The following is a 22,391-nucleotide window of genomic DNA, read 5'->3' as shown; positions in this document are numbered from 1 at the left end:
CGGATGATGCCCGAATTATAATTGCTCGCTGGAAAGAACGATCGCTTCCGCTTGAAGCAGCCATTTGCCGTCGACCTTAACGGCTTCGTTGAGCACGACGGAGCGGCTCTTGTACGTCTCTCCGCCTGCCGTCGTCTCCGAAACCATTTCAATTAGCAGCGATGCGGTGCCTTTCTTGCCGTCGTAATCGACAACCGTCCAACGCTCGCCTTTGACGTTAAGCGTCGCCGTCTCGAACAACTGCGCCAATTCGTCTTTTAATTGTTCTTTCTCCGGAAAGTCCGCCAGCGTTGCGACGTAAGCCTCCGCGTTTTTCTCGTTGGCCGCCTTCGCTTGATCTTCGAACGCTTTCCCGATCGCCGCTTTATCCGCATCCGGCAGCGCTGCCTGCTGCTCGAACAGTCCCGGAATATTCGTGTACTCGAGTCCGAGCACTTCTACATTGTAGATTTTCCAGGCGCCCTCCGAATCCTTGTGAAGCGTGTAGCGAACTTGGGCAAGATTGTCCGGATAGAAGCCGCCGCTGAGCTTCTTCGTATCTTCGATAGCGAGAACGACAGCCTTTGTTGCGCTGAAAGTTTGGATTTTCAACTCATTGATATTGGTCTTCGTCTTAGCCTTCTCGAAGCTGGCCCGAACCTCGTCCAAGTCCATGATCGTGTCGCGCGCCATCAGTTGAATGATGCCTTCCGGATCTCCGGCAGCCTCTACGAGCAGCATTTTGCCGAACAGCTCGTTTACGGAAGCTTTGTCCGCCTCGGTCGGGCCTTGAAACGCTAGCGAGATGCTTTTATCCCGACCGTTCCACAGCACATTGTGGTTGGTTAACGTGCCCGCGAAGCGAAGCGCGATCAATGTTTTACCGTTCCTCTCGATCATCTCGCCCGTGCTTGGCACCGTCCGGCCGTTCACGATAGCGATGTCCGCCTCTGCGGAGGCTTGAATCTCATAATCGTCCGATTCCGCATAAAGAATTTGCGTGGAGGAGTCCAGATCCGTCTCGTAACCGAGCGCTTCGAACAATGCTGCATACTCTACATAGCTTTTGCCTTTCTCGATCAGCAAATCTTTTCCGAAATCTACGGCTTCGCCGTTGATTCGGACGCTGATCTCCGGCGATTTGCCTGCGGTCGCCGCCGACGCGGAGCCCGCCGTCGTTAACGCCGCGATTGCCGCGAACAATACGATTGCCAAACGTTTCAACTGTCGCACCATCTTTCTGTATGTAGTCAATGCACGCCTAGACCCTCCTATTATACCAGCAGTTAAGACAAGGCGGCATTTTAACCGAATTTTTCGAATTGTCCGTAAACCTTTTATCCGCCGATCAACTGCTGCAAATCCTTCAGGCTCGGCTTGCGGAATGTCACTCCGACCTCTCCCTCGCCCCACTTCATACTTTCAATTTTCAGCGGTTTGGGCAGTTCGTCCGCGATTGGAATTACGCGTTCGGAGAACATCGCTTTCGGCAGCGGCACGTCTTTCATCTTCGCCTCTAGAACGACGGCGACCAGATTCGGATCCTTCCAACGCAAGCGGTATGTGATTTGCAGGTTGGCGGGAACCCAGTCCTTCCAGAGAACGTTCAAGTTGGCAATCAGCCTGTCGCCGTCGAGCGCAAACTCCGCTCCCGTTACAACGATGCCATTCTCCACTGAGGGGTTGTCGGCGAGCGATTTCTTAGCCAAATTGTTCAAATCGTCGTCGGTTAGAATCAGTTCCAGCGACATCCTCTTGGCCATATCGATCGCGCGGTCCTTGAGCGGCACCTCATCGTAGGCAAGACCTAGAGTCTTGTCCGGCTTGACGTAATAGAGAGCTCCTACTCCCGCTATGACCGCGAGAAAGACGAGCACGAACAGACTGATCAACAATTTTTTCATCGCAATCTCCTTTTGGGTTGACTTCGGGGAATGAGAAGCGTATAACAATAATAAATTCAACGACGGGAACAAGTTGTTCGGGCCCTTCGACCTCCAGAGAGTCGGTGCGACGCTGAGAGCCGACGGTCGAAGTCCGATGGCAATATCCTCCCCGAGAAGCGACGCCGAACCGAGCTTCGTAGGCGCCGACGGCTCCCCCCGTTACGGGAAGTCGTATATACACTATACGACATTCGAGCGCCTGACGTTGCATTTTTTCATTTGCAAATCGGGAACGAGGGTGGTACCACGGATAACGATCCGTCCCTTTTCAGGGGCGGTTTTTTTATATTTCATACGCCAATTCCCATTCGAAAGGAAGATTGCTCTATGAACGCCCGATCCGATTATCATGCCGTACCGCTGGCCGATATTTTGAACGCTCACCGCGTGCTGCAGGACGTCATCGCCCCTACTCCGCTCCAATTCAATGCCGCGCTGTCCGCCAAATTCGGCTGCAACGTCTATTTGAAGCGCGAGGATCAGCAGATTGTCCGCTCCTTCAAAATCCGCGGCGCTTATTACCTGATCGCTTCCCTGTCCCCGGAAGAGAGAAGCCGCGGCGTCGTCTGCGCCAGCGCGGGCAATCACGCCCAAGGCGTCGCTTATTCCTGCCGCAAGCTGGACATTCCCGGAATAATCTTTATGCCCGCAACGACTCCAAGGCAGAAAATCAATCAGGTAAAACTGTTCGGGGGAGACCGGGTCGACATCCGATTGATCGGCGATACGTTCGATGACGCTTATGCGGAAGCGGTGCGCGTCAGCGAACAGGAAAACCTGCCGTTCGTTCACCCGTTTGACGATCCTCGTATCGTAGCCGGCAACGCCACGATCGGCAAAGAGATCATCGAGGGCGGAGCTCCGTCCATCGACCTGCTCCTCGTGACGATCGGCGGCGGCGGATTGGCGGCCGGCGTGTCCACGTACATTAAAGCGATCAGCCCTGCGACCCGCATCGTCGGAGTCGAGCCGGAGGGCGCCCCTTCGATGCGCCAAGCTTTCGAAGAGCAGCAGGTCGTTACGCTGACCGACATCGATAAGTTTGTGGACGGCGCAGCGGTCAAGCGGGTTGGAGAGCTGACGTATGCCATCTGTCGGGAACTGCTGGACGACATCGTCGTCGTGCCGGAGGGACGGGTATGCACAACGATTCTGGAGCTGTACAACGAGCATGCGATCGTCGCCGAGCCTGCCGGAGCGTTGACCGTTGCCGCGCTGTCGGCGATGGATCGGGAACAATTGCGGGGCAAGAACGTCGTCTGCGTCATCAGCGGCGGCAACAACGATATCGACCGGATGCAGGAGATCAAGGAACGTTCTCTCATTTATGAAGGGCTGAAGCATTATTTTATGATCAATTTCCCTCAACGGGCCGGAGCGCTGCGCGAATTTCTGGACGATGTGCTCGGTCCGAACGACGACATCGTGCAGTTCGAATATACGAAGAAGCATAACAAGGAGAACGGACCCGCACTCGTCGGCATCGAGCTTAAGAGTCCGGAGGATTGCGAAGGGCTGCTGAACCGCATGCAAAGCAAAGGGTTCCAGTTCATCGAGCTGAACAAGGACCCTCTGCTGTTTAATTTGCTGATTTGAGGTTTCGTTGAACCGATTGCGGCTTATGGCCGCAAGCTGCGCAGCAACTAACAAACGGCCAGGGCGTGTCTGCATACTCCGAGGACAGCAGATATTGCCGAATTTTCGTTTCAGGGGATGATAGATGCCCCTGAGCGGGTTTGCAGACACGCCCTAGGACGATATGCGCCAGCCGCTTGTTTGCTGCTGCAGCGTCCACAGCCGGGCATACAGCCCCGCATGCGTCAGCAGCTCGTCATGGGTGCCCTGCTCCACGATGCGGCCGTCTTCAAGCACCGCGATGAGGTCGGCGTTTCTTACCGTTTTCAGCCGGTGGGCAACGGCAATGACCGTCCGTCCCTGCACAAGCCTGTCGATCGCCCGCTGAATTTCCGCTTCGTTCTCCGGATCGAGCGAGGCCGTAGCCTCGTCGAGAAGCACGATCGGGGCATCCTTCAAGATCGCGCGGGCGATGGAGATGCGCTGCTTCTCTCCGCCCGACAACGTGTTGCCTCCCTCGCCTACCAGCGTTTCGTAGCCGTCGGGGAGGCTCATAATAAATTCGTGGCAGCAAGCCTGCTTTGCCGCTTCTTCAATCTGCTCCTGCGTCGCGTCCCCCCGGCCGAAACGGATATTGGCGGCGATCGTGTCCTGGAACAAATAGACGTCCTGGAACACCATCGACACTTTCCGCAGCAGCGCTTCCGGTTCCATCTGCCGGATGTCCTCTCCTCCCAGCAGCACCGCGCCTTGACCGGGATCGTAGAAACGGGCGATCAGCCGCAGCAGCGTGCTCTTGCCGCTGCCCGACGGGCCTACGAGCGCCGTGAACGAGCCGACGGGCAGACGCAGACTTACACCGTCTAGCACCGTCTGTTTCTCGTAAGCGAACGTCACGTCGTTCAGTTCGACGGCGCCGTCTTCCGGAGGCTGCTCCTCCCCGGACATTACGGGCTCTTGCAGCAGCCGTATGATACGCTCTCCGGCCTGCTCCTGATACCGAAACTCCGCATAGCCGACAAGCGCCGCCGACAGCGGATCGAACACGCGGGTGCCTACGATCAGAAAGACGACAAACTCGGTCAAGCCCAGACTGCCGCCGAGCAAGAGATGGACGCCCGCCAGAATCATGAGGGTCAGACCGGCCCGCACGCAGGCGATTGCGATTAAGACGATCGGACCCAGCCAGCCCTCGATGCGAATGCTGTGACGCATCAATTCGTGGAAAGATCGCTCCAGGCGGACGAAGCGTTCGCCCGTCAAATTGTAGGCCTTAATGACGCGAAGACCGCTCAAGTATTCCTGCATGCGGTTGGCCGCGTTCAGCTTCGCCCGAATGTGGCTGCGGCCAAGCTTCCGCTGTACGCCGGAGGTGAACAGCACAAGCGCGATCACGACCGGCAGCGCGGCAAACAGGGCGAGCGACATGCGCCAGTCGACGAACGCCAGACCGATCATCGCCATAATCGGCAGCACCAAGCCTCCGATCATCTGCGGCACGAGATGAGAGATACCGTGCTCAAGCAAGGTGATGTCCCCCATCATCATGCCGGCAAGGTCCCCCGGATCGCGCTTGTTCAGCAGGCCGAGCGGCAATCGTCGCAGATGCTCCGCCAACCGGGAACGGCCCGTTGCCGCCGCGCTGTACGCTCCGCGAAATTGAGAGCGATACGCCGGACGCTCGAACGCGTAGGAGACGATCATGGCGAGCGCCAGCGCTCCGCATACGAGCCAGAGCCGGGTCGTATTCAGCGGCTCCCCCGGATAGGCGAAAGGCTCGAAGATCAGCCTGGCCGCCTCCACCATCAGCGCGAAAGGCAGCATGCCCGCCACATTGGCCATTGTCGTGTACAGCGCCGGCTTGATCAGTATGCGCGGATTACCCGCCGTAATGTTGTCCAGCATCCCCAACGCCCGTCATCTCCTCTCGCTTCCTCCCGATCTGCCAGTTGCTCGAATCCGCGGCGGCCTGCCACATCCGGGCATACAGCCCTTCTGCGGCAACCAGCTCGTCGTGTTTTCCCCGCTCCGCGATCAGCCCCTTCTGCAGCACGATAATTTGATCGGCCTCGCGAATCGTCGGCAATCTATGCGCAATCACGATAACCGTCTTGCCCTTGACCAATTCCTTCAAAGCAAGCTGCATTTCATGCTCGTTCTCGGGATCGGCGAAGGCGGTCGCTTCGTCCAGCACAAGCACGGGAGTGTTTTTCAGCAGCGCTCTTGCCACGGCGATTCTCTGCTCTTCGCCCCCCGACAAGTAGACGCCCCCTTCCCCGATCAACGTGTCGTAGCCTTCCGGAAGACGATCGATAAACGCATGGCATTGCGCGGCTCGCGCGGCTGCTCGCACGTCCTCGGGCGACGCATCCGGCCTCCCGACCGCAATGTTGTTGTATACCGTGTCATAGAACAGGAACGTCTCCTGGAAGACGAATCCGACCGTGTCCATCAGCTCGCCGGTCGCCATCTCCCGCAGGTCGATCCCGCCGATGCGAATCGCTCCCCCCGACACGTCCCAGAAGCGCGGCACCAGATTGGCTACCGTCGACTTCCCCGCTCCCGACGGTCCGACCAGCGCCGTTACCCGCCCTTGCGGAGCAACAAAGGAGATGTCCGACAACGCCTCATTTCCTGCCCTGCCTCCATTGTAAGAAAAAGAAACCCGATCGAATCGAATATCGAAAGCGGCCGGCTTCCTGGGCGAGGCCGGCTCCGGAACGGGCCGTTCCGCCAGTATGCGGTCGATGCGCTCGACGCCTTCGTTAATGTCCCGCAGCGTAGACGACAGGAACATCATTTTGAACAACGGCGCCGCTACGCCCGGAGCCATCACGAGGAAAAACAGCAGGACGGCGGCGAAGGCGACACTGTCCGGCTCCTTGCTGAACAGCCAGACGCCGACGGGCAGCACGAACGCCCCGAACGAGCCGACAATGACCTTGAAGATCAGGTAGCCGTTTTGAAACTGATCCGTATACTTCAGACAGTGATCCCGGTAGCTCACCATGTCGGCATAAAACTTGCGGAAGGAGTATACCGTCTGTCCGAACACCTTAATCACGGGCATGCCTCGTACGTACTGAACCGCAGAGGCGTTCATCCGCTCCAACGCGTCGTAATATTGCCGAATATTCTCCTTCGCCGACTCTCCCGTCATCAGCTTCATTTGGATGCCGAGGACGATCGCAATCGGCAATACGCAAGCGAGCGCCAGCCACACGTTCATCGAGAACATCACAACGATCATCAGCACCGTCGAAGCCGTCACATGAACGAGATCCGGCAGCTGATGCGCGATAAATGTCTCCACCTTCTCCACGTTCTGCTCCAGCGTCTTCTTGACTCCGCCAATCGAAGCGCCGTTAATCCAGCCGAGCGGCAGCTTCCCGGTATGGGAGGACAGCTTCACCCGCAGGCCGTATAAAATGCGAAAAGCGGCCACATGCGCCGCCATTCCGCCCGCGTACATCGTAAGCAAGCTGCCGATTAGGCCGAGCAAAGCGATAAATCCCCAGCGGACCATTGCCCCGCCGTCGGCGGCAGCCGGATCGGCCGCATGCTCCAACAGCTCGCGAACGATAAAATAAACCGATACATAAGGCACCAGCATCCCGACCGCGCTTAGTACGGAGAAGAATCCGGCCGCGATCAGCAGGCTTCGTTTCTCGCCGGCGATTTGCAGCAAGCGGGCCACGCCCGCAGGTTGTTTTGCCATCCGGTTGCTCCCCTCTCCTAGAGCGTGTCTTCATACTCCGAGGACAACAGATGATAGATGCCCCTGAGCGGGTTTGCAGACACGTCCTAGCCCTATCCGTATAATTTGAAGAAAGAAAGATCGCCCATGTAATCCATCTCGTAGATCGTCGCGACGGCAACGGCGATAATAAGCCAATAGACGGCCAGACCAAACCAATCCCGCGCGGCAAAACGAAACGGGCGATAAAACGTACGAGGTTTGCTTGAACCGAACCCGCGGGCATCCATCGCATGAGCGGTCCGCTCGGCGCGGCGAATCGCAGCGGCCAGCAGCGGCAGCATGTAGCGCCTCACCCGCTCCGCCAGTCCGCCGATGCGCCGATCCCCGAGCATTCCCCTTACCCTGTGAGCCGCCTGTATCGTCCTCAATTCCTTTTGCAGATCGGGAACGAAGCGGCACACGGCCAGCACGCCGTACCCGAACCGGCTGCTCACCTTCCACTGCTGCATCATCGCCTGAATGAAATCGGACAGCTCCGTCGTCGCCACAAAAACAAAGGTCAGGCTGAAAATCGCGAGCAGGCGCAGCGCCGCGGCAGCCCCGTAAACAACGCCGGCCTCATGAACGTCCACCCCTCCGAACGATAGCAGAATCGGCGATCCTTCCGTTACCCGGGAGCTGACCAGAAAAGGATAGGCCGCTGCGACTCCCACCCCGATAATCAGCATCGGCAACGACTTTCTGGCGTATTTCGCCGGCGAAGCCCCGCCGACCAGCATGGCGGCTGCGGCATTGACGACAACGAGCAGCAGCGGGGTCCACGGATCGGTCGTCATCGTGACGAAAAATAGGATCGGCGTAATCGCTATCAGCTTCGTGAGCGGGTTCAAGCGATGAAGCAGGCTGCTCCTTCGCATGCGGAAACCACCGTTCACGAGACGGTCCCCGCGCGAATGGAACAGGCGTTGTCCCAGCTCATCTGCCATTGCCGCCTTGTCCATACGGCGGGAGCGTGAACGGAAGCCGTTTTGTTCGCCAGCAGGCTCCACAGCTCTGCGACGGGCGGAAGCTTAAGCCCCGCCTTGCCCAACAGGCCGTAATCGGCAAACAAGCGCTCGACCGGACCGGCCGACAGCAGCTCGCCACGCCCGAACACGGCAGCCTGTTCGGCGTATTCCGCAACCAGCGACATATCGTGAGTAATCATCATAATCGTTCGCCCTTCCCGCTGCAGCTCCTTCATCATTTCCATCAATTCGATCGCATGCCGCCGATCCTGCCCGAAGGTCGGCTCGTCGAGAATCATCAGCTCCTGGCCCGCAACCAGCATCGCCGCCACGCTCAGCCTCCGCTTCTCGCCGTGGCTCAGACGGAACGGATGAACGTCCGCATAGTCGGACAATCCGAACCGCGCCAGATAACGAGCAACCGTCTCCGCGACTTCGGCTTCGGGCATGCCCGAAGCCCGAAGCCCGAACGCGATTTCCTCTCCGACCCGTTCAGTCACGAATTGGTGCTCGGGATTTTGAAAGACATAGCCGATTTTTCCGGCAAGCTCGCGCGCGGAATAGGTCCCGCAGTCCCTCCCTTCAAGGAAGGCGACTCCGGATCTTATCGGCAGCAGACCGGCCAGATGACGGGCTAGCGTCGTCTTGCCTGCGCCGTTCCCGCCGACAACGGCCCAGAATTGTCCTCTTCGCACCTCCAGAGAGAACGGCTGCAGCCAGCCGTTGCCTGGAGACAACGGGCCCGTTGCGCGGATATCGAGCAGCGGCGAGGAGTCCGCGGCTTGCCTGCGCCCGATCTTCGCCGGGGCCGACAAACCCGCAGGTAGAACCGACTGCACCGCATCGGCCAGCTGTCGGATCGACAGCGGCCTGCTCTCCGGCGGAAGACCGTGCCCGCTCAGCCCTCGGGCAAGCTCCACCGCGACAGGCACCCATACGCCCAGATGAGCCAATTCCTCCGCATGCTCGTAAAATACGTCGGAGGGCGCGCCGCTGCATAGCAGCCCCCCTTTCTCGTCGATAACCGCGACGAGATCGACAAGCTCCAGCAGTTCGTCCAGCTTATGCTCGATCAAAACCATCGTATAGCGGCCCGTTTTCTTTAACTCGCCCAGCTTGCGGAACAGATCCTCCGTTCCGACGGGATCCAGATTAGAGGTCGGTTCGTCAAGCACGAGAATCTCCGGTTTCATGGCCAACACGGAAGCCAGCGCCAGCCGCTGCTTCTGGCCGCCGGACAGCCGGTCGACCGGCTCGCCCTCGAATCCCGACAAGGAAACCGCATGAAGCGCATCGGCGATTCGTCCCCGCATCTCGCTCGTCGGCACGCCGACATTTTCCAGCCCGAACGCCACCTCTTCCTCCACCGTCGCCATAATGGACTGCGCCTCCGGGTCCTGGAATACCGTCCCGACTGTACAGGCCAGTTCGCCCGGCTCGATAAGCCGCGTATCCAGGCCGTCGATGCGCACCTCTCCGTCCAGCCTTCCCACGACGGCATGCGGAATAAGTCCGCACAGGCAGAGCGCAAGCGTGCTCTTGCCTGAGCCGGAGGGACCGAGCAGCAGCACGGTTTCCCCCGGTTCGACTTTCAGGCTGAACCCGATTCCCGCATCTTGCTGCTGTCCGGGATACGCGAACGAAACCCGGTCGCACTCGATCTTCGTCATCGAGGATTTCCGGACTGCCATTCAGCCGCATATCCCGACAACAGTCCTGTTCGCATCAGCGCGTCGACCAGCCGTTTGCACAGCCAGCCGCAGAACGCGCCGCTGATCGCGCTGACCGCCATGATCCCGACCTGGACGCTAACGGCCAATCCGCCATAGCCGGACATCCCGTATTCGAGCAGCGTATACACGATACTGATCACGCCCATGCCGATGACAAAAACGGCCAGCGAGTATTTACGATAGCGGGTCGGTACAAACATTAGCTCCGTCAGCACGCCGTTAATCAGACAGCCGAACAGCATCAAGATGCCAAACGGCGTAAGCGGCGTCATTACAAGGCCGGTGATCGTCTGCGACAGCAAGCCGATTCCCGGCTTGCGCACGATGGCCAAAGCCATAAAACCGGACAGAAAAAAGAATCCGTTCAGCAGCCGGGCAACGACAGGCCCCGCGGATACGGCGGCAGCCATAAATGCGTAAGTCAGGCCGAGCTGGACAAAAGCAAACACGATTCCAATCATTCCCGATACCAGGATATCTTTCGTGGTCCATCTTTTTTTTCTTCCGCTGAACGCAACGGGTGCTCCCCGTTGTTCAACAGCAATATCCTTCATGCTTCGCATCCTCCCAATCGTTATATATGCCGTCATTGAGAAAGATTATCATTTAGATCGAATTGCATCTACCGATTGCGGGCGATATTGGCCAATTCCCGGCGATTTCAAGATTTGTCCCTTCTCCATCGGCTCGGATTCAAGCCGAATTTATCGCGAAATACGGCGGCGAAGTGGCTCGGATTGGAATATCCCGTCATCAAGGAAGCCTCGTAAATGCTGATCTTCTCCTGCTCCAGCAGCTGCAATGCGCGCTCCATCCTTCTCTCGCGCAAATATCCGAACACCGTTGTCCCGTACAGTTCCTTAAAGCCAGCTTTCAGCTTGAACTCGCTAAGCTGAACCAGACGCGCCAGCTCGGGCAGACTTGGCGGATCGTCCATGCGGCGGACAAGCGTATCGGCAGCCGACCGGATGCTCGCCGCAACCGTTCGGCCCAGCTTCTTCGCATCCTTGCGGCAAGCTTCCCGATCATCGAACAAATACCGCTGCAAATAACCGGCCAGCAATTCCAGCACCGTTCCCTCCAAGTACATGTTCCGCAGGGCGGGAACATACGGGCAAGCGAGCAAGCGGCGGATATGAAGCTGCTCCGCGGGATCGATCGCCTGGCAAAATACGCGAGCCGACATTTCCCCCTCCGCCAATAACCGCTTCCAGTTCAACGGGGCGTCGCCGCCAAGCGACCCGATCAGACTAGCGAATGCGGACTCCGACAAGCGGATTCCGCACGTTTCGATCGTCTGGCCCCCCTTGTAGCGGGTTTCCGAGCGCATCCTTCGCGCGAAGAGGAGCCGACTCTGGGGGAGGCCGGCGGCCTGTCGCTCGCCTCCCAGGCTGCACTTGATGCTGCCGTCTAGCCAGAAGCTCAGCTCGATCATCGGCGTCTCCGAATGAAACCTTATCGTGCGGTCGTCATTCAGCCGGCAGTTCGCCACGATCAGCTCCATCCCCGGACGCAGCTTCGTCCGCGTAATCGTACCTTGTCCCATAAACTCGGGAAGGTCGATGAGGTCCGGCGACAGTCCCCCGCCGCCGGCAGACCGGAAATCATGCAAATACCGATTAAAGTGCTCATGAAAATCGTCGTTCATCTCCCGGACAAACCCCCTCTTTAGGCGCGAAGCCGATACGTGGCATCTCGAAGCAGTTCCGACACGTAATCCTCTCCCAGCCTTTGCACAAAAAAATGATCTCCTTCAAACGCCTTCAGCTCGAACGCTTTGTCCGTCGCATCCCGCCAATGCGCCATCGTCTCTGGACCGGCTTCGAAATCCAGCTTTCCGGCATGCGCGACAAGGGGAACGTCCAGCTTCTGCCCCCGGTAACGGCAGCTTTCGTGCAGCCTGTAGTCGCTGCGGATCGTCGGCAGCAAAAACCGGAGCAGCTCCTCGTTGTCCAATACCTCCTGCGGCGTTCCGTTTAAGCGCCGAAGCTCCGCGATGAGCGCATCATCACCCATCTCGATTCTGAACGAAGATGGATCGGGACGATGCGGCGCATGCCGTCCGGCGACGAAGAGCTTCTCCGGCCGCAAGCCCCATTCGCTGCGCAAGCGGCAAGCCGCTTCAAAGGCAATGGCCGCCCCCATGCTGTGCCCGTACAAGTAAAACGGGGCGTCTGCGATTGCGGCGGCCAGCTCCGGCAGCAGCCGCTCCATCAGCTCATCGATATGCTCCAGACAGCTCTCCGATACCCGCGTCCCTCTGCCGGGCAGCTCCACGGGAATGCACGCGACCGGACGGCGGTGCGCGGCCCAATGCCGGAATGCGGACGAGCTTCCGCCCGCATAGTGGAAGATGAACATTTTGTCCGCTCCGGGCGTCTCTTCGCCGCAGCCGAACGGGAACCAGTTGTTCGACCGTTTCATCGCTTCAGCTCCTCTCGCCAGCCGGCATAACCTTCACCGGAAACGGCCATCTCCCGCCGCCAGTCGTCTCCATCGGCGATCAATCGCTCGATCAGCTCCGTGTACGCCCGGAACATCGCCTCGATCTCCGCCAAGCGAAACGCCTCCTCGACATAATCCCAGATCAGCGTCATGGAGCCGTTGCGTTTGTACGCCTGATGATCGATGACGACCTGCGGCGTCTGGCTGATGGCGAATACTTCCTTCATGTCCGGCGGAAAATCGTCGTCCTCGAAGGCCGAAGACTCACCGAACAGCAGACTTGTAAACACGACCGGCATCACCGCCTTGCCGGGCGCGTCTCTGGCAAGCCTGCGCAGCAGGCCGATGCCGTCATGCGTGCGGTTTTCGACCGCCTGCCATAGCTGCGCCTGAATCCGTTCCGTCTCTTGGACAAAGGAAGCCCCGTCCTCCGGCTCATAGGAGATCAGCGCAATATTCGTGAAGTCGCCCAGCATGTGCGGCACATCGGGGTGCAGCGGCAGGCGGTTGAACAGCGTCAGATTAAGCGCGATGTCCTTGCGGCTGCTCCAGTGCGACAGCACCTTCATATAAGCGGTGCAGACGGCGGCGGAAGGCGTGAACCGATGCTTTCTTATGCGCTCTTCGAGAATGCGGGTCTGCGCCTCCGTCAGTACCAGCTTTAATCTGCGGAAGCGCGGTGCGGCGATGTTCTGGAGAGGCGTCTGGAACGGAAGCTGCGGCGCCGGGGGAGTATCGGCAAGCTTCCGTTCCCAATAATCCGCGGACGCTTTATGATAGTTTTTCCGCTCCAGCCAGCCCGCTTCTTGGCGAATATAGTCCCGAAAGGTGAACTCGGGCTCGTAAACGGGTTTGCCGTTGTAGGCCTTGAAAATTTCCCGGAACATCATCTCCGCGCTCCAGCCGTCCACGATCAAGCAATCGAAGCTGAAGTGAAGCCGCGACAATTCGTCGTCAAGACGGCTGATCTGCACATGAAACATCGGCCATTCCCCAAGGTCGTAGACATGATGAGACCACTCGCTGCGTATGGCCTCCAGCTCCCGCCTGTCCCCGATTTGTCGAACCGGGACGCGGAAAACGGGCGTGTGAGCCAAGACTTCCTGCGTGCCGTTCTCGTAGATAACGGTCCTCAGCATGTCATGCCTGCGGACGACCTCGTTTACGGCCTGTTCAAGTTTGTAGGCATCGATATGTCTGCACTCGAACTCCGCATAATAATGCGCGCTGGTGCCGCCAAGCTCGTAATCCGCCCCCCGGCCCAGCACATAAGCGAGCTGTATCGGAGTCAGACGGAACGCCCGGCTTCCCGACTGCCAGGCCGCGCCTTCCGCTTCGTCCCCTCTCTCCCGGATGTAGTCGAGCAACTGTTGCTTGCACGACTTCAGCTCGGCCTGCAGCTCCGGCGTCATAACCCCGGCGGCAGCCTTGTAGGTCAACCGGCCGTCCTCCGCCCGCAGCCGAATTCCCAGCGAACGGCATCGCTCGATCAGCCGCTCGGCCTCCGTATCCTCCCGGCGCTCCTCCGGCTCGATCGGCTGTGGCAGGCTCTCCGGTGTTTCCTGCGGCTCGCTCGCCTTCCCGGCCCGCTCCCCGTAGTAATCGAGCAGCTCTTGTACCGACTCGTGTCCGATTATCTCTCCAACGGACGGCCTATCCGCATATTCGGCTTCCAGACGGTTGGCAAGACGAATCATATCGACGGACGATACGCCCAGATCGCCGAGACGATCGGCCGGCTTCAACTCCGGCATACGCAAAACCTCGCGAACCGTCCGCAACACCGGATGCAGCTCCTGAGGCGGTTCGGGAAATACCGAATGCAGTTCCTGAGGCGATTCGGAAGATCGTTCGGGAGGCTGTTCTGCTCTATCGGAAGCCGCCTTGGAAGGATTCTGCCCGTCGATATCGATGAAGCTTCGGACTAGCGCCTTCCGGTCGATCTTCCCGTTGGCGGTCATTGGAAAAGCAGGCACGGCGATCATGCGTTCCGGAATGGAGTAGCCCGGCAAGTATCCTCTAAGAAGCTGCTTCAATTCCGGCTCCGGCAACGTCGCGCCATCGTCTTTGATATACACAACGAGCTTCTTGCTCTCCATTCGCTCGCCGACGGGCACAACGATAACGTCCCCGGCCACGCCGCATTTGGCGAACGCCGCCTGAATTTCCCCGACTTCAATCCGGTAGCCGTTAATCTTGAGCTGATTGTCCATTCTGCCGAGAAACTCGATCGCCCCGTCCTTCATATAGCGACCATAATCTCCGGTGCTGTACAGCCTTTCGTTCAGTTCGGCATGGCGATAGAAGACTTTGCTTGTCAGCGCCTCTTCGTTCAGGTAACCGTCCGCAAGTCCTTTCCCGGCGATATGCAGCTGCCCCTTCACCCCATCCGGGCACGGCCTGCCGAATTCGTCGAGAATGTAGTACGCCTGATTCGCCAACGGGTAGCCGTATGGAATGGAAGTCCAGTCCGGATCGATGCCGCGTATCGGATAGAAATTCGACCAGATCGACGCCTCCGTCGCCCCGCCCATACCGGTCAGCGCAGCGTTCGGCAGGGCTTTCCCGGCCTTCTCGAACAAGCCTAGCGGAATCCAGTCGCCGGACAGCAGAATATGCCTGATTCCGCCGTCGACCGCCGATTCGCCGCATTCGAGCAAATAATCCGTATAGAGATCGAGCAAGGCGGGAACCGAATTCCACAGCGTGACGCCATGCTGCATCGACAGCCTTCTCCAGCATTTCGGGTCCGTTCGCTCCTCCTCCGAGGGCAGCACCAGCGTTCCTCCGGCCGACAGCACGCCGAAAATATCGTAGACCGAAAGATCGAAGTTATAGGCGGACACGCCTAAAATCCGATCGTCAGCCGTCACGCCCAAGCGACTGTTGACATCGATAATCGTGTTCATCGCGGCGCCATGCGCAATGCACACGCCCTTAGGCGTTCCCGTCGAGCCCGACGTGTAGATCACATAGGCCAGCTCTGCCGGATCAAGATCGACGGCTTGCCGAATGCCCTGCTTGCCCTCCCAATCCGCCGCCGTGAATTGCGCGATCTCCGTCCCGATAGCAGGCTCTGCACGGTCGGCCAGCAGGATGGAAATCCCGGCTCTACGTACAATGTCCAGCATCCGGCCGACCGGCTGATCGCATGCCAACGGCACATAGGCGGCTCCGGCCTGGACAACGCCAAGCACCGCGGCAATTTGCGAGAAGGACTTGTCCATCCGGATCGCGACTTTATCTCCCGGCTTCACGCCTTGCTCCTGCAGCAGCTCCGTCACTTGGTCGGCCCGGGCCATAAGCTGCCCGTAGCTGTAAGAATGATCGGCGCATATCATCGCAGTTCTGTCCGCGTCGGTATAAGCCCTGCATTGAATGTGGCCGTGCAGCAGTTCGCCCGTATACGCGTTGTCCGTGCAATTAACGCGCCGATGAACGCGTCTCTGGCTGTCCGTGCGCAGATCCGTCAGCGTCTCCGACCAGAACCCCGGCTCGGTTGCCGCTCTCTCGACCAATTCGACATACTTGGCGAACATCGCATCGACGACGCCGGGCTGAAAGACCGCATCGAGCGTATCCCAGGAGAGCGTAACCCCGTCTCTTTCCGCATAGACCTGATGGTCCAGCCATACTTGCGGGGTCGACGAGACGGACCACCCGAGATTGTTCATAAAGGCCGTCGAGGAGCCGCCCCCAAGCTGCTCCATGCCGAGCGCGCTCGTAAATACGACCGGGTACATCCGCCCCTGCGCTCCGTCTCTGTTGTTCAACTCCTTGACGAAATCGATCGCGGAATAGCCGACATGCGCCAGATCGGCCTGCATTTGCCGCTGAACGCTGTCCGCGTTTCGGCCTGCCGTCGTCTGCTCGCGCCGGATGTCTACAAGCGCAAGCTGCGTAAAATCGCCGATGACCTCGTGGATTTGGGGATGAACGGCCTCCCTGTTGAAAACCGTCAGCATAACCGCGAACCTGCCGCCCCCTCCCCAAGCCGATAACACCTCTGCGTACAGCGCGAGCAGAGCAGCGGAAGGCGTCAGACGACGTTCGGCCGCCGCGCGCGCGAAAGCATGCCAAGCTTCGGGACTAAGCCATTGTTGACGCCTGACGAACTTTCTCCGATCCAAGGTCGCCTGCGACAGATTGACCGGCAGCTCCGGAGCGGACGGGAAGCCCTCGGCTTTGCCCAGCCAGTACGCTCTGTCCCGCCGAATCTGCGAGCTTTGCTTGCGTTCGGAAACATACTGCAAATAATCTTTAAAGGAAGCTTTAAGCTCAGGCAATGGCTCGCCCTTGTATAAGCGGTCCAAATCGCTCCAGAAAATATGCAGGCTAAGCGCATCGGCAATTAAAAAGTCGATGCCGAAGTGGACGCGCCAGCTGTCTTCGCCCATTTCCGTCAGACGGAGATCGAACATCGGTCGGCCGAGCGGAAGCACCTGTGCGGACATTTCGTCTCTGACGAGACCGAGATGTGCGGGCAGATCGGCAATCTCCTCTTGCCGGTATACCGCCAGCGGCAGCTCGATGTCCGGCATAATGCGCTGCATGCCGTCCGCGGAGATCTCCGCTCTGAGCATCTCGTGCCGTCGCACAAGCGCGACCAGCGCCTGCTTGAACCTGACCGGATCCAGCCCCCCGGCGTCTATCTCGAAATAGGCGTAACAACCAACGCCTCCCCATTCCAGCTCGGCGTTCCTTCCCGCCCAGTAAGCGAGCTGCACTTCGTTTAGCTGGAAGGGCTCGCCCCTCTGCTCCGGCCGCATACGGAACGCGGCGGCGGTCTCCGGCTCCGCTCCGGCCGACTGCTCCGTCTGCTCGCCGAGCATATCCGCCCACTGAGCAATCGTGCACTGGCCGAGCAGCCTTCCCGGATTCAGCCGGATCCCCAGCTCGTTCCCCCACTGCGCCGCCAGCCTGGCGGCGACAATCGAGTTTAATCCGTGCAGGAGCAGATTCCGTTCATCCGCAAGCTCGTCCTCCTCCAGCTTTAATTCCCGAATCAGCGCTTGTCGGATATAGGCTTTCCGCTCTTCGGGAGTCAAGGGAAGCGGACCGGACGAAGCCGCTGCGAGAACAATCGACCGCTTCTCTTCAACTGGTCGCGAATGCTCCTGCGGGCCGTCCAGACCGAAGCGTCTTTCGCTGAACCGGTAATTGGGCACCGCTATCTTGCGGAGATTCGCATGCGCATACAGCGCTCTCCACTTCACGGGAACGCCTCGACCATACAGATGAACGAAGCTTCTCTCGATCTGCTCCGCCGCGTCCCGCTGTGGAATATGGGATGCCGCGCAATCCGTCCGACCGCCGCAAATGTCCTCCACCATAGAGGTCAGCACAGGGGACGGCCCTACCTCCAAGAACACGTAATCCGCGACATCGTCCAGCGAGCGGATACAATCCAGAAACTTCACCTCCTCCTGGATCTGCCAGGTCCAATAGGAAGGGGAAGCCATTTCGCTGTCGATCGGCCGACCTGTCGCGCTGGAAATTATCGCTTTCTTCGGAGCATTGTATTTCACTGTTCGCGCAATCGCTTTGAACTCGGCCAGCATCGGCGCCATAAGGGGGGAGTGGAAAGCGTGCGACACCTGCAGAGGAACGGTTCGCACCCCCTCGCCGTTTAACTCCCGGCACACCTCGTCCACTTCCTCGGCCGCGCCCGAAACGACCGTCTGCCCGGGTGTATTCGCAGCGGCAACGGCTACGCGGGTTCTACTTCCCAGCAGCCTCCTCACCCGTTCCCTTCCGGCGAATACTGCGGCCATCTTGCCTCGCTCGGCCAGCCTGTGCATCAACTCGCCTCGTGCCGTAATGAGCCTCATCGCGTCCTCCGGTTCGAACACTCCGGCGATGCATGCCGCCGCATATTCTCCGACGCTGTGACCGATCATGCAGGCCGGCTCGACGCCGTATGCCATCCACATCCGCGCAAGCGAATACTCTACGGCGAACAGCGCCGGCTGCGTATAACGCGTCTCGTTCAAGTCATGTCCGGTCGAAGCGATTATTTCCATCACATCATGACCTGTAATTTCCCGGTAAACCGCACTGCAGCGGTCCATGCCCTCTCTGAATATCGGATTATCGCGGTACAGCTCCGTGAACATGGCCGGATATTGCGAGCCCTGGCCCGTGAACAGAAAGACGACCTTTTTGTCCCGGACGCCGCGGCTAACGGAGGCGTGGGGCGTTCCCGCAAGGGCACGGTTTATCGCGGCTGCAAGCTCTTCGCGAGAGCCCGCCCACACGACCAGCCTGATCTTCAGGTCGGCCTTCGAGATGTTCTGGCTGTAAGCCAGGTCCGGCAAGCCGGGAGCCGCGTCCCGCCCCTGCCGCTCCAAAGCCTCAAGGAAAACCGCAAGCTGCTCGCGCAGCCCGTCCTCGGTAACGGAGCTGAATTTGAACGGCCATCGCTTCCCTCCGTTGTCGCGGGCCCCCGGCTCCCGGTCATCTTGCCGTTCGCCGCGGTATTGCTCCACGACGACGTGAGCATTGGTGCCGCTCAGTCCGAACGAGCTGACCCCGGCCGCTCTCGGTTTGCCGCCGCTCTCCCAGGCGATTGTCTCTTTCGGCACATCCAGCGGAAGCCGCTCCCACTCGATATGCGGCGACGGGGTTTCAAAATGCGGATTGCCCGGAATGCGACCGCGCTCAACGGCCATAATCGCTTTGATCAGCCCGGCAATCCCCGCAGCCGCTTCCAGATGGCCGATATTCGCTTTGACGGTTCCCACGTAGAGCCGGCTTTCCCTGTCCTTGGCGACAACGTTCCCCAGTGCCGACAATTCAATCGGATCGCCAAGCGCCGTAGCCGTCCCGTGAGCCTCGATATAGCCCAGATCGTGCGAGTCCAGACCGCACCGCTCCCATACGTCCGCGAGCAGCGCCTCCTGAGCCGGGCCGTAGGGAGCGGTCAGGCCGGAGCTGAGGCCGTCCTGATTCACTCCGCTTCCCCTGATTACGGCATGAATGGAATCCCCGTCTCTTACGGCGGCCGAGAGCCGTTTCAGTATGACCGCGCCGCAGCCCTCGCCTCTGACCGTTCCATTCGCTCCCGCGTCGAAGCTGCGCATTTGGCACGTTGACGACAAGATGCCCAAGGCCGACAGAAGCTCCGTCGTTTGCGGCGAATACATCAGATTTACGCCGCCGGCGACCGCCATCTCGCAATCACCGGCCATCAAGCCTTTGCATGCCTGATCGACGGCCACGAGCGAAGAGGAGCAGGCAGTGTCCACCGTAATGCCGGGACCCTGAAACCCGAAAAAGTAGGCCGCTCTGCCGGACAGGAACGAAAAGCCGCTGCCGGCGACATCGTTAGGCTCCGTCGTTCCGCTTGTTTGCCGATCGAGATGCAAGGCGTACATGTAGTCGGGCAAGCTGATCCCGGCGTAGATACCGGTTTTGGAGCCCTTCAGCGTATTCGGCGCATAACCCGAGTTTTCCAGCGCCTCCCACACGACTTTCAGAAACAAGCGCTGCTGCGGGTCGGTTCTTTCCGCCTCCCTTGGCGAGAACTGAAATAGCCGATGGTCGAACGCCTCGATATCCTCGGTCAGAAAACCCGCCTTCCGCAAATAAGGGGAATCAGCGCTTGCGGAAGCCGCTCGGCTTTGCCACCTGTGCGCCGGAACTTCTCCGATCATATCCCGCATCTCCATAAGCACCTTCCAGAACGACTCCGGCCCCGTTATCCCTCCCGGAAAACGGCAGGCCATGCCGATAACGGCCACAGGCTCACGAGCGATAAGCCGCTGTTCATCCAATTGCCGCTTTAGCCTTCTGATTTCCATCAGCGCTTCCTTGATTACCCGCCCCGTATCGGTCAGCTCAGTTGGCACGCGCTTCACCCCCCAGCTCCCGCTTCAACAGCTCCAGCCATTCCGACTCCGAGCGCTCATCAAGAGCGGAGTCGCCCGGGACATCGCCGCCGCGAAGAAGCGCAAACAAATAACGGCTCATCCGTCCGGCGGTATTATAGTTAAACAGCGCCGTTGCAGAGATGCTCAGACCCGTAGCCCGCTCCAACGAATGACGCACGGACAGCGCCATCGCGGAAGTCAGGCCCAGCTCCATAAAAGGAAGCTCCCCGTCGATCACGGAGCTGGAAACGGCAAGCTGCTCCGCGACAAGCTCGACGATATACCGCTCCAGCAGCGGCTCGCTGGAGATTTCCGCGCCGACTCGTTCCGTATAGCCCGGTTCTCGATCGAACACGCAGATGCCCAGCGTTTTGGCCCATTCGTTGTTTTCGTACATGAGCTTGGCCTTGCCTCGCTGTATCTTGCCGCTTGTCGTCCGGGGGATGTGCATCGGCGGCACAAAGACGACGGCTTCTACGGAAATGTCGTGCACGCTTCGCACCCGATCCCTAATGCGCGCCGCCCATCTCTCGCATTGCGGATTTCGGACCGCCGAACGATTCGCCTCCTGGATCACAATCAGCTTTTCTTCCCCGCCCCGATCGACGGAGAAAGCGGCAGCTCCGTCCGGGCGGAGCTCGGGATCGGCTTCGAATGCCGTTCTCTCGATATCCTGCGGGTAATAATTCATGCCTTGGATAATGATCAAGTCCTTCATTCTGCCCGTAATGTAGAGCTCGCCGCTTGCCGTCTTGAACCCGAGATCGCCTGTATGCAATTCAATCCGTCCGCTGCGCTCATCGTATGGAAAAGCGAGGTCCGTCTCCACCGGACGATTCCAATAGCCCTGCGTCACGGACGGCCCGGAGAAGACCACCTCGCCAATCTGACCTTCGCCGAGCTCGCGTCTATTCTCCGTATGCCTCACCGACAAGCGATGTCCGTCGATGACAAAGCCGTTTCCCACCAAATAAACCGCGCCGGACCCGGATTCTTCCGCTTCTTCCGATTCGGCTGCGATTGGGGCGTTGTCCAGGCTCCCGCCGTCCAGCACCTGAACGACATTGCTCTTCAGCTTGGCCCGGTCAAGCTTCAGCCAACCGACGCGCTGTCTCGTTCCATAGGTCGCAACTACAAGCGACGCCTCGGCCAAGCCGTAACCGGGAGATAACGCGCCGCTGTCGAAGCCATAGTGCTTCGCGACGTTGGCAAAGCGGGTCAGCGTCTGAAGATCGACCGGCTCCGCGCCGCAAAAAGCTCTTCGCAAGCCGTTCAGCGCAATCGGCTCCTCCCCGTCCCGATCCCATGTTTCCAGCTTGTCTGCAGCAAGCCGGTAGGCAAAGTTAGGCGCGCCGGTATGCGTAGCGCCGTAGACGGAGACGGCTCTCAGCCAAGCCGCCGGCTGCTGCATGAAGTCCGCAGGCTTCATTAAAATCACTTTATAGCCGGAATAGACGCCCTGTAGAATACCGAGAATGAGGCCCATATCGTGGTAAAACGGAAGCCAGCTTACCATGACGCTGTTTTCGTCGAAGGCGAACTTGGCTTCAAGCTGCCGCAAATTGCTCAAGAGCGCGGCGTGCGTAACCATTACGCCTTTCGGCTCTCCGGTCGAGCCGGAGGTATACTGCAAAAAGGCCAGCGCATGGCACGCAGCAGTCGTTTCCTCGTGAGGCCCCTCCTCTTCGGCATAGAGCGGCAAAGCCGCCAGAGTATCCGAGCCTTGCAAAGTCTCACCCAAGGAAGCCACCAGGAGGCGGTCTGTCAGAATGCAGTCGGCCTGCGCGTTCCGGGCGATGCCTTCCCATTTGGTCAGCGGCCGGTTCCTCCCCGGCATATTGACGGGTACGGGAACGGTCCCTGCGCGCAAGCAGGCAAAGAAGGCGACAATAAATTCGATGCTTTGATGGAACATCAGCAAGCAGCGGCTGCCAGCGGCCAGCTTGCGCTCCGCAAGGCAGGAAGCGAGCGCAGATGCTCTCTCCAGCAATTCCGCATATGTGATTTCCGTCAGACGGAAGTTCTCGTCCAACAGACCGTAAGCTTGTTTGTTCGGAGTGCGCCGCGCTCGCAGCTCCAGGATGCGATGGATGGATTCGACGTCGTGCCGCCTTTTTTTATCCATGTCGATCATG

The 22,391-nt window shown here is 59.3% G+C and carries 12 protein-coding genes and 1 other annotated feature; of the genes, 1 reads left to right on the top strand and 11 read right to left on the bottom strand.

What is annotated here, in order from left to right:
• Nucleotides 1-15 precede the first annotated feature (15 nt).
• Nucleotides 16-1,233, bottom strand: a complete 1,218-nt coding sequence (locus DFP98_RS06570; protein ID WP_147310135.1) for a copper amine oxidase N-terminal domain-containing protein — start codon at nt 1,231-1,233, stop codon at nt 16-18.
• An 83-nt stretch (nt 1,234-1,316) separates the two neighbouring features.
• Complete coding sequence (locus DFP98_RS06565; protein ID WP_116059772.1) at nt 1,317-1,883, bottom strand: putative periplasmic lipoprotein; 567 nt, start codon at nt 1,881-1,883, stop codon at nt 1,317-1,319.
• A 50-nt stretch (nt 1,884-1,933) separates the two neighbouring features.
• Nucleotides 1,934-2,194 (top strand) — a binding site (T-box leader).
• Nucleotides 2,195-2,252: 58 nt separating this feature from the next.
• On the opposite strand from DFP98_RS06565, the gene ilvA reads away from it, so the two are divergent.
• Complete coding sequence (gene ilvA, locus DFP98_RS06560) at nt 2,253-3,521, top strand: threonine ammonia-lyase IlvA (protein ID WP_116059771.1); 1,269 nt, start codon at nt 2,253-2,255, stop codon at nt 3,519-3,521.
• A 153-nt stretch (nt 3,522-3,674) separates the two neighbouring features.
• Here the strand turns inward: ilvA and DFP98_RS06555 are convergent, their stop codons facing one another.
• The 9 genes from DFP98_RS06555 to DFP98_RS06515 form a co-directional block, all read right to left on the bottom strand.
• Entirely contained in the window at nt 3,675-5,411 is a 1,737-nt protein-coding gene (locus DFP98_RS06555) for an ABC transporter ATP-binding protein (protein WP_116059770.1), read from the bottom strand.
• On the bottom strand, nt 5,380-7,218 hold the full coding sequence (locus tag DFP98_RS06550; protein ID WP_116059769.1) for an ABC transporter ATP-binding protein: 1,839 nt from the start codon (nt 7,216-7,218) through the stop codon (nt 5,380-5,382). The genes DFP98_RS06555 and DFP98_RS06550 overlap by 32 nt, the downstream gene beginning before the upstream one ends.
• Nucleotides 7,219-7,310: 92 nt before the next feature.
• Nucleotides 7,311-8,117, bottom strand: a complete 807-nt coding sequence (locus DFP98_RS06545; RefSeq protein WP_220377058.1) for an energy-coupling factor transporter transmembrane component T family protein — start codon at nt 8,115-8,117, stop codon at nt 7,311-7,313.
• A gap of 14 nt (nt 8,118-8,131) precedes the next feature.
• Nucleotides 8,132-9,898: an ABC transporter ATP-binding protein gene (locus DFP98_RS06540; RefSeq protein WP_116059768.1), complete on the bottom strand. Its 1,767-nt coding sequence runs from the start codon at nt 9,896-9,898 to the stop codon at nt 8,132-8,134.
• On the bottom strand, nt 9,874-10,494 hold the full coding sequence (locus DFP98_RS06535; protein ID WP_181917517.1) for an ECF transporter S component: 621 nt from the start codon (nt 10,492-10,494) through the stop codon (nt 9,874-9,876). The genes DFP98_RS06540 and DFP98_RS06535 overlap by 25 nt, the downstream gene beginning before the upstream one ends.
• A gap of 107 nt (nt 10,495-10,601) precedes the next feature.
• Complete coding sequence (locus tag DFP98_RS06530; protein ID WP_116059766.1) at nt 10,602-11,588, bottom strand: helix-turn-helix transcriptional regulator; 987 nt, start codon at nt 11,586-11,588, stop codon at nt 10,602-10,604.
• 20 nt (nt 11,589-11,608) lie between these two features.
• Complete coding sequence (locus DFP98_RS06525) at nt 11,609-12,364, bottom strand: thioesterase II family protein (RefSeq protein ID WP_116059765.1); 756 nt, start codon at nt 12,362-12,364, stop codon at nt 11,609-11,611.
• Nucleotides 12,361-20,235 carry a non-ribosomal peptide synthetase/type I polyketide synthase gene (locus DFP98_RS06520; RefSeq protein WP_220377057.1) on the bottom strand — a complete coding sequence of 2,625 codons (7,875 nt, stop codon included), beginning with the start codon at nt 20,233-20,235 and terminating at the stop codon, nt 12,361-12,363. The genes DFP98_RS06525 and DFP98_RS06520 overlap by 4 nt, the downstream gene beginning before the upstream one ends.
• Nucleotides 20,225-22,390 carry an AMP-binding protein gene (locus tag DFP98_RS06515; RefSeq protein ID WP_116059764.1) on the bottom strand — a complete coding sequence of 722 codons (2,166 nt, stop codon included), beginning with the start codon at nt 22,388-22,390 and terminating at the stop codon, nt 20,225-20,227. Before DFP98_RS06515 ends, DFP98_RS06520 begins: the two co-directional genes overlap by 11 nt.
• Nucleotide 22,391 lies beyond the last annotated feature (1 nt).

Source organism: Cohnella phaseoli, from assembly GCF_003386235.1.
Lineage (GTDB): Bacteria > Bacillota > Bacilli > Paenibacillales > Paenibacillaceae > Cohnella > Cohnella phaseoli.
Note: the sequence above shows the minus strand (reverse complement) of the source record. Positions and strands in the feature narration are given on the sequence as shown.

Coding starts and splice junctions, on each gene's coding strand:
- DFP98_RS06565 (WP_116059772.1), bottom strand. CDS start 1,883: ATGAAAAAATTGTTGATCAGTCTGTTCGTGCTCGTCTTTCTCGCGGTC.
- ilvA (WP_116059771.1), top strand. CDS start 2,253: ATGAACGCCCGATCCGATTATCATGCCGTACCGCTGGCCGATATTTTG.
- DFP98_RS06550 (WP_116059769.1), bottom strand. CDS start 7,218: ATGGCAAAACAACCTGCGGGCGTGGCCCGCTTGCTGCAAATCGCCGGC.
- DFP98_RS06545 (WP_220377058.1), bottom strand. CDS start 8,117: ATGCGAAGGAGCAGCCTGCTTCATCGCTTGAACCCGCTCACGAAGCTG.
- DFP98_RS06540 (WP_116059768.1), bottom strand. CDS start 9,898: ATGGCAGTCCGGAAATCCTCGATGACGAAGATCGAGTGCGACCGGGTT.
- DFP98_RS06535 (WP_181917517.1), bottom strand. CDS start 10,494: ATGAAGGATATTGCTGTTGAACAACGGGGAGCACCCGTTGCGTTCAGC.
- DFP98_RS06530 (WP_116059766.1), bottom strand. CDS start 11,588: ATGAACGACGATTTTCATGAGCACTTTAATCGGTATTTGCATGATTTC.
- DFP98_RS06525 (WP_116059765.1), bottom strand. CDS start 12,364: ATGAAACGGTCGAACAACTGGTTCCCGTTCGGCTGCGGCGAAGAGACG.
- DFP98_RS06515 (WP_116059764.1), bottom strand. CDS start 22,390: ATGATCGACATGGATAAAAAAAGGCGGCACGACGTCGAATCCATCCAT.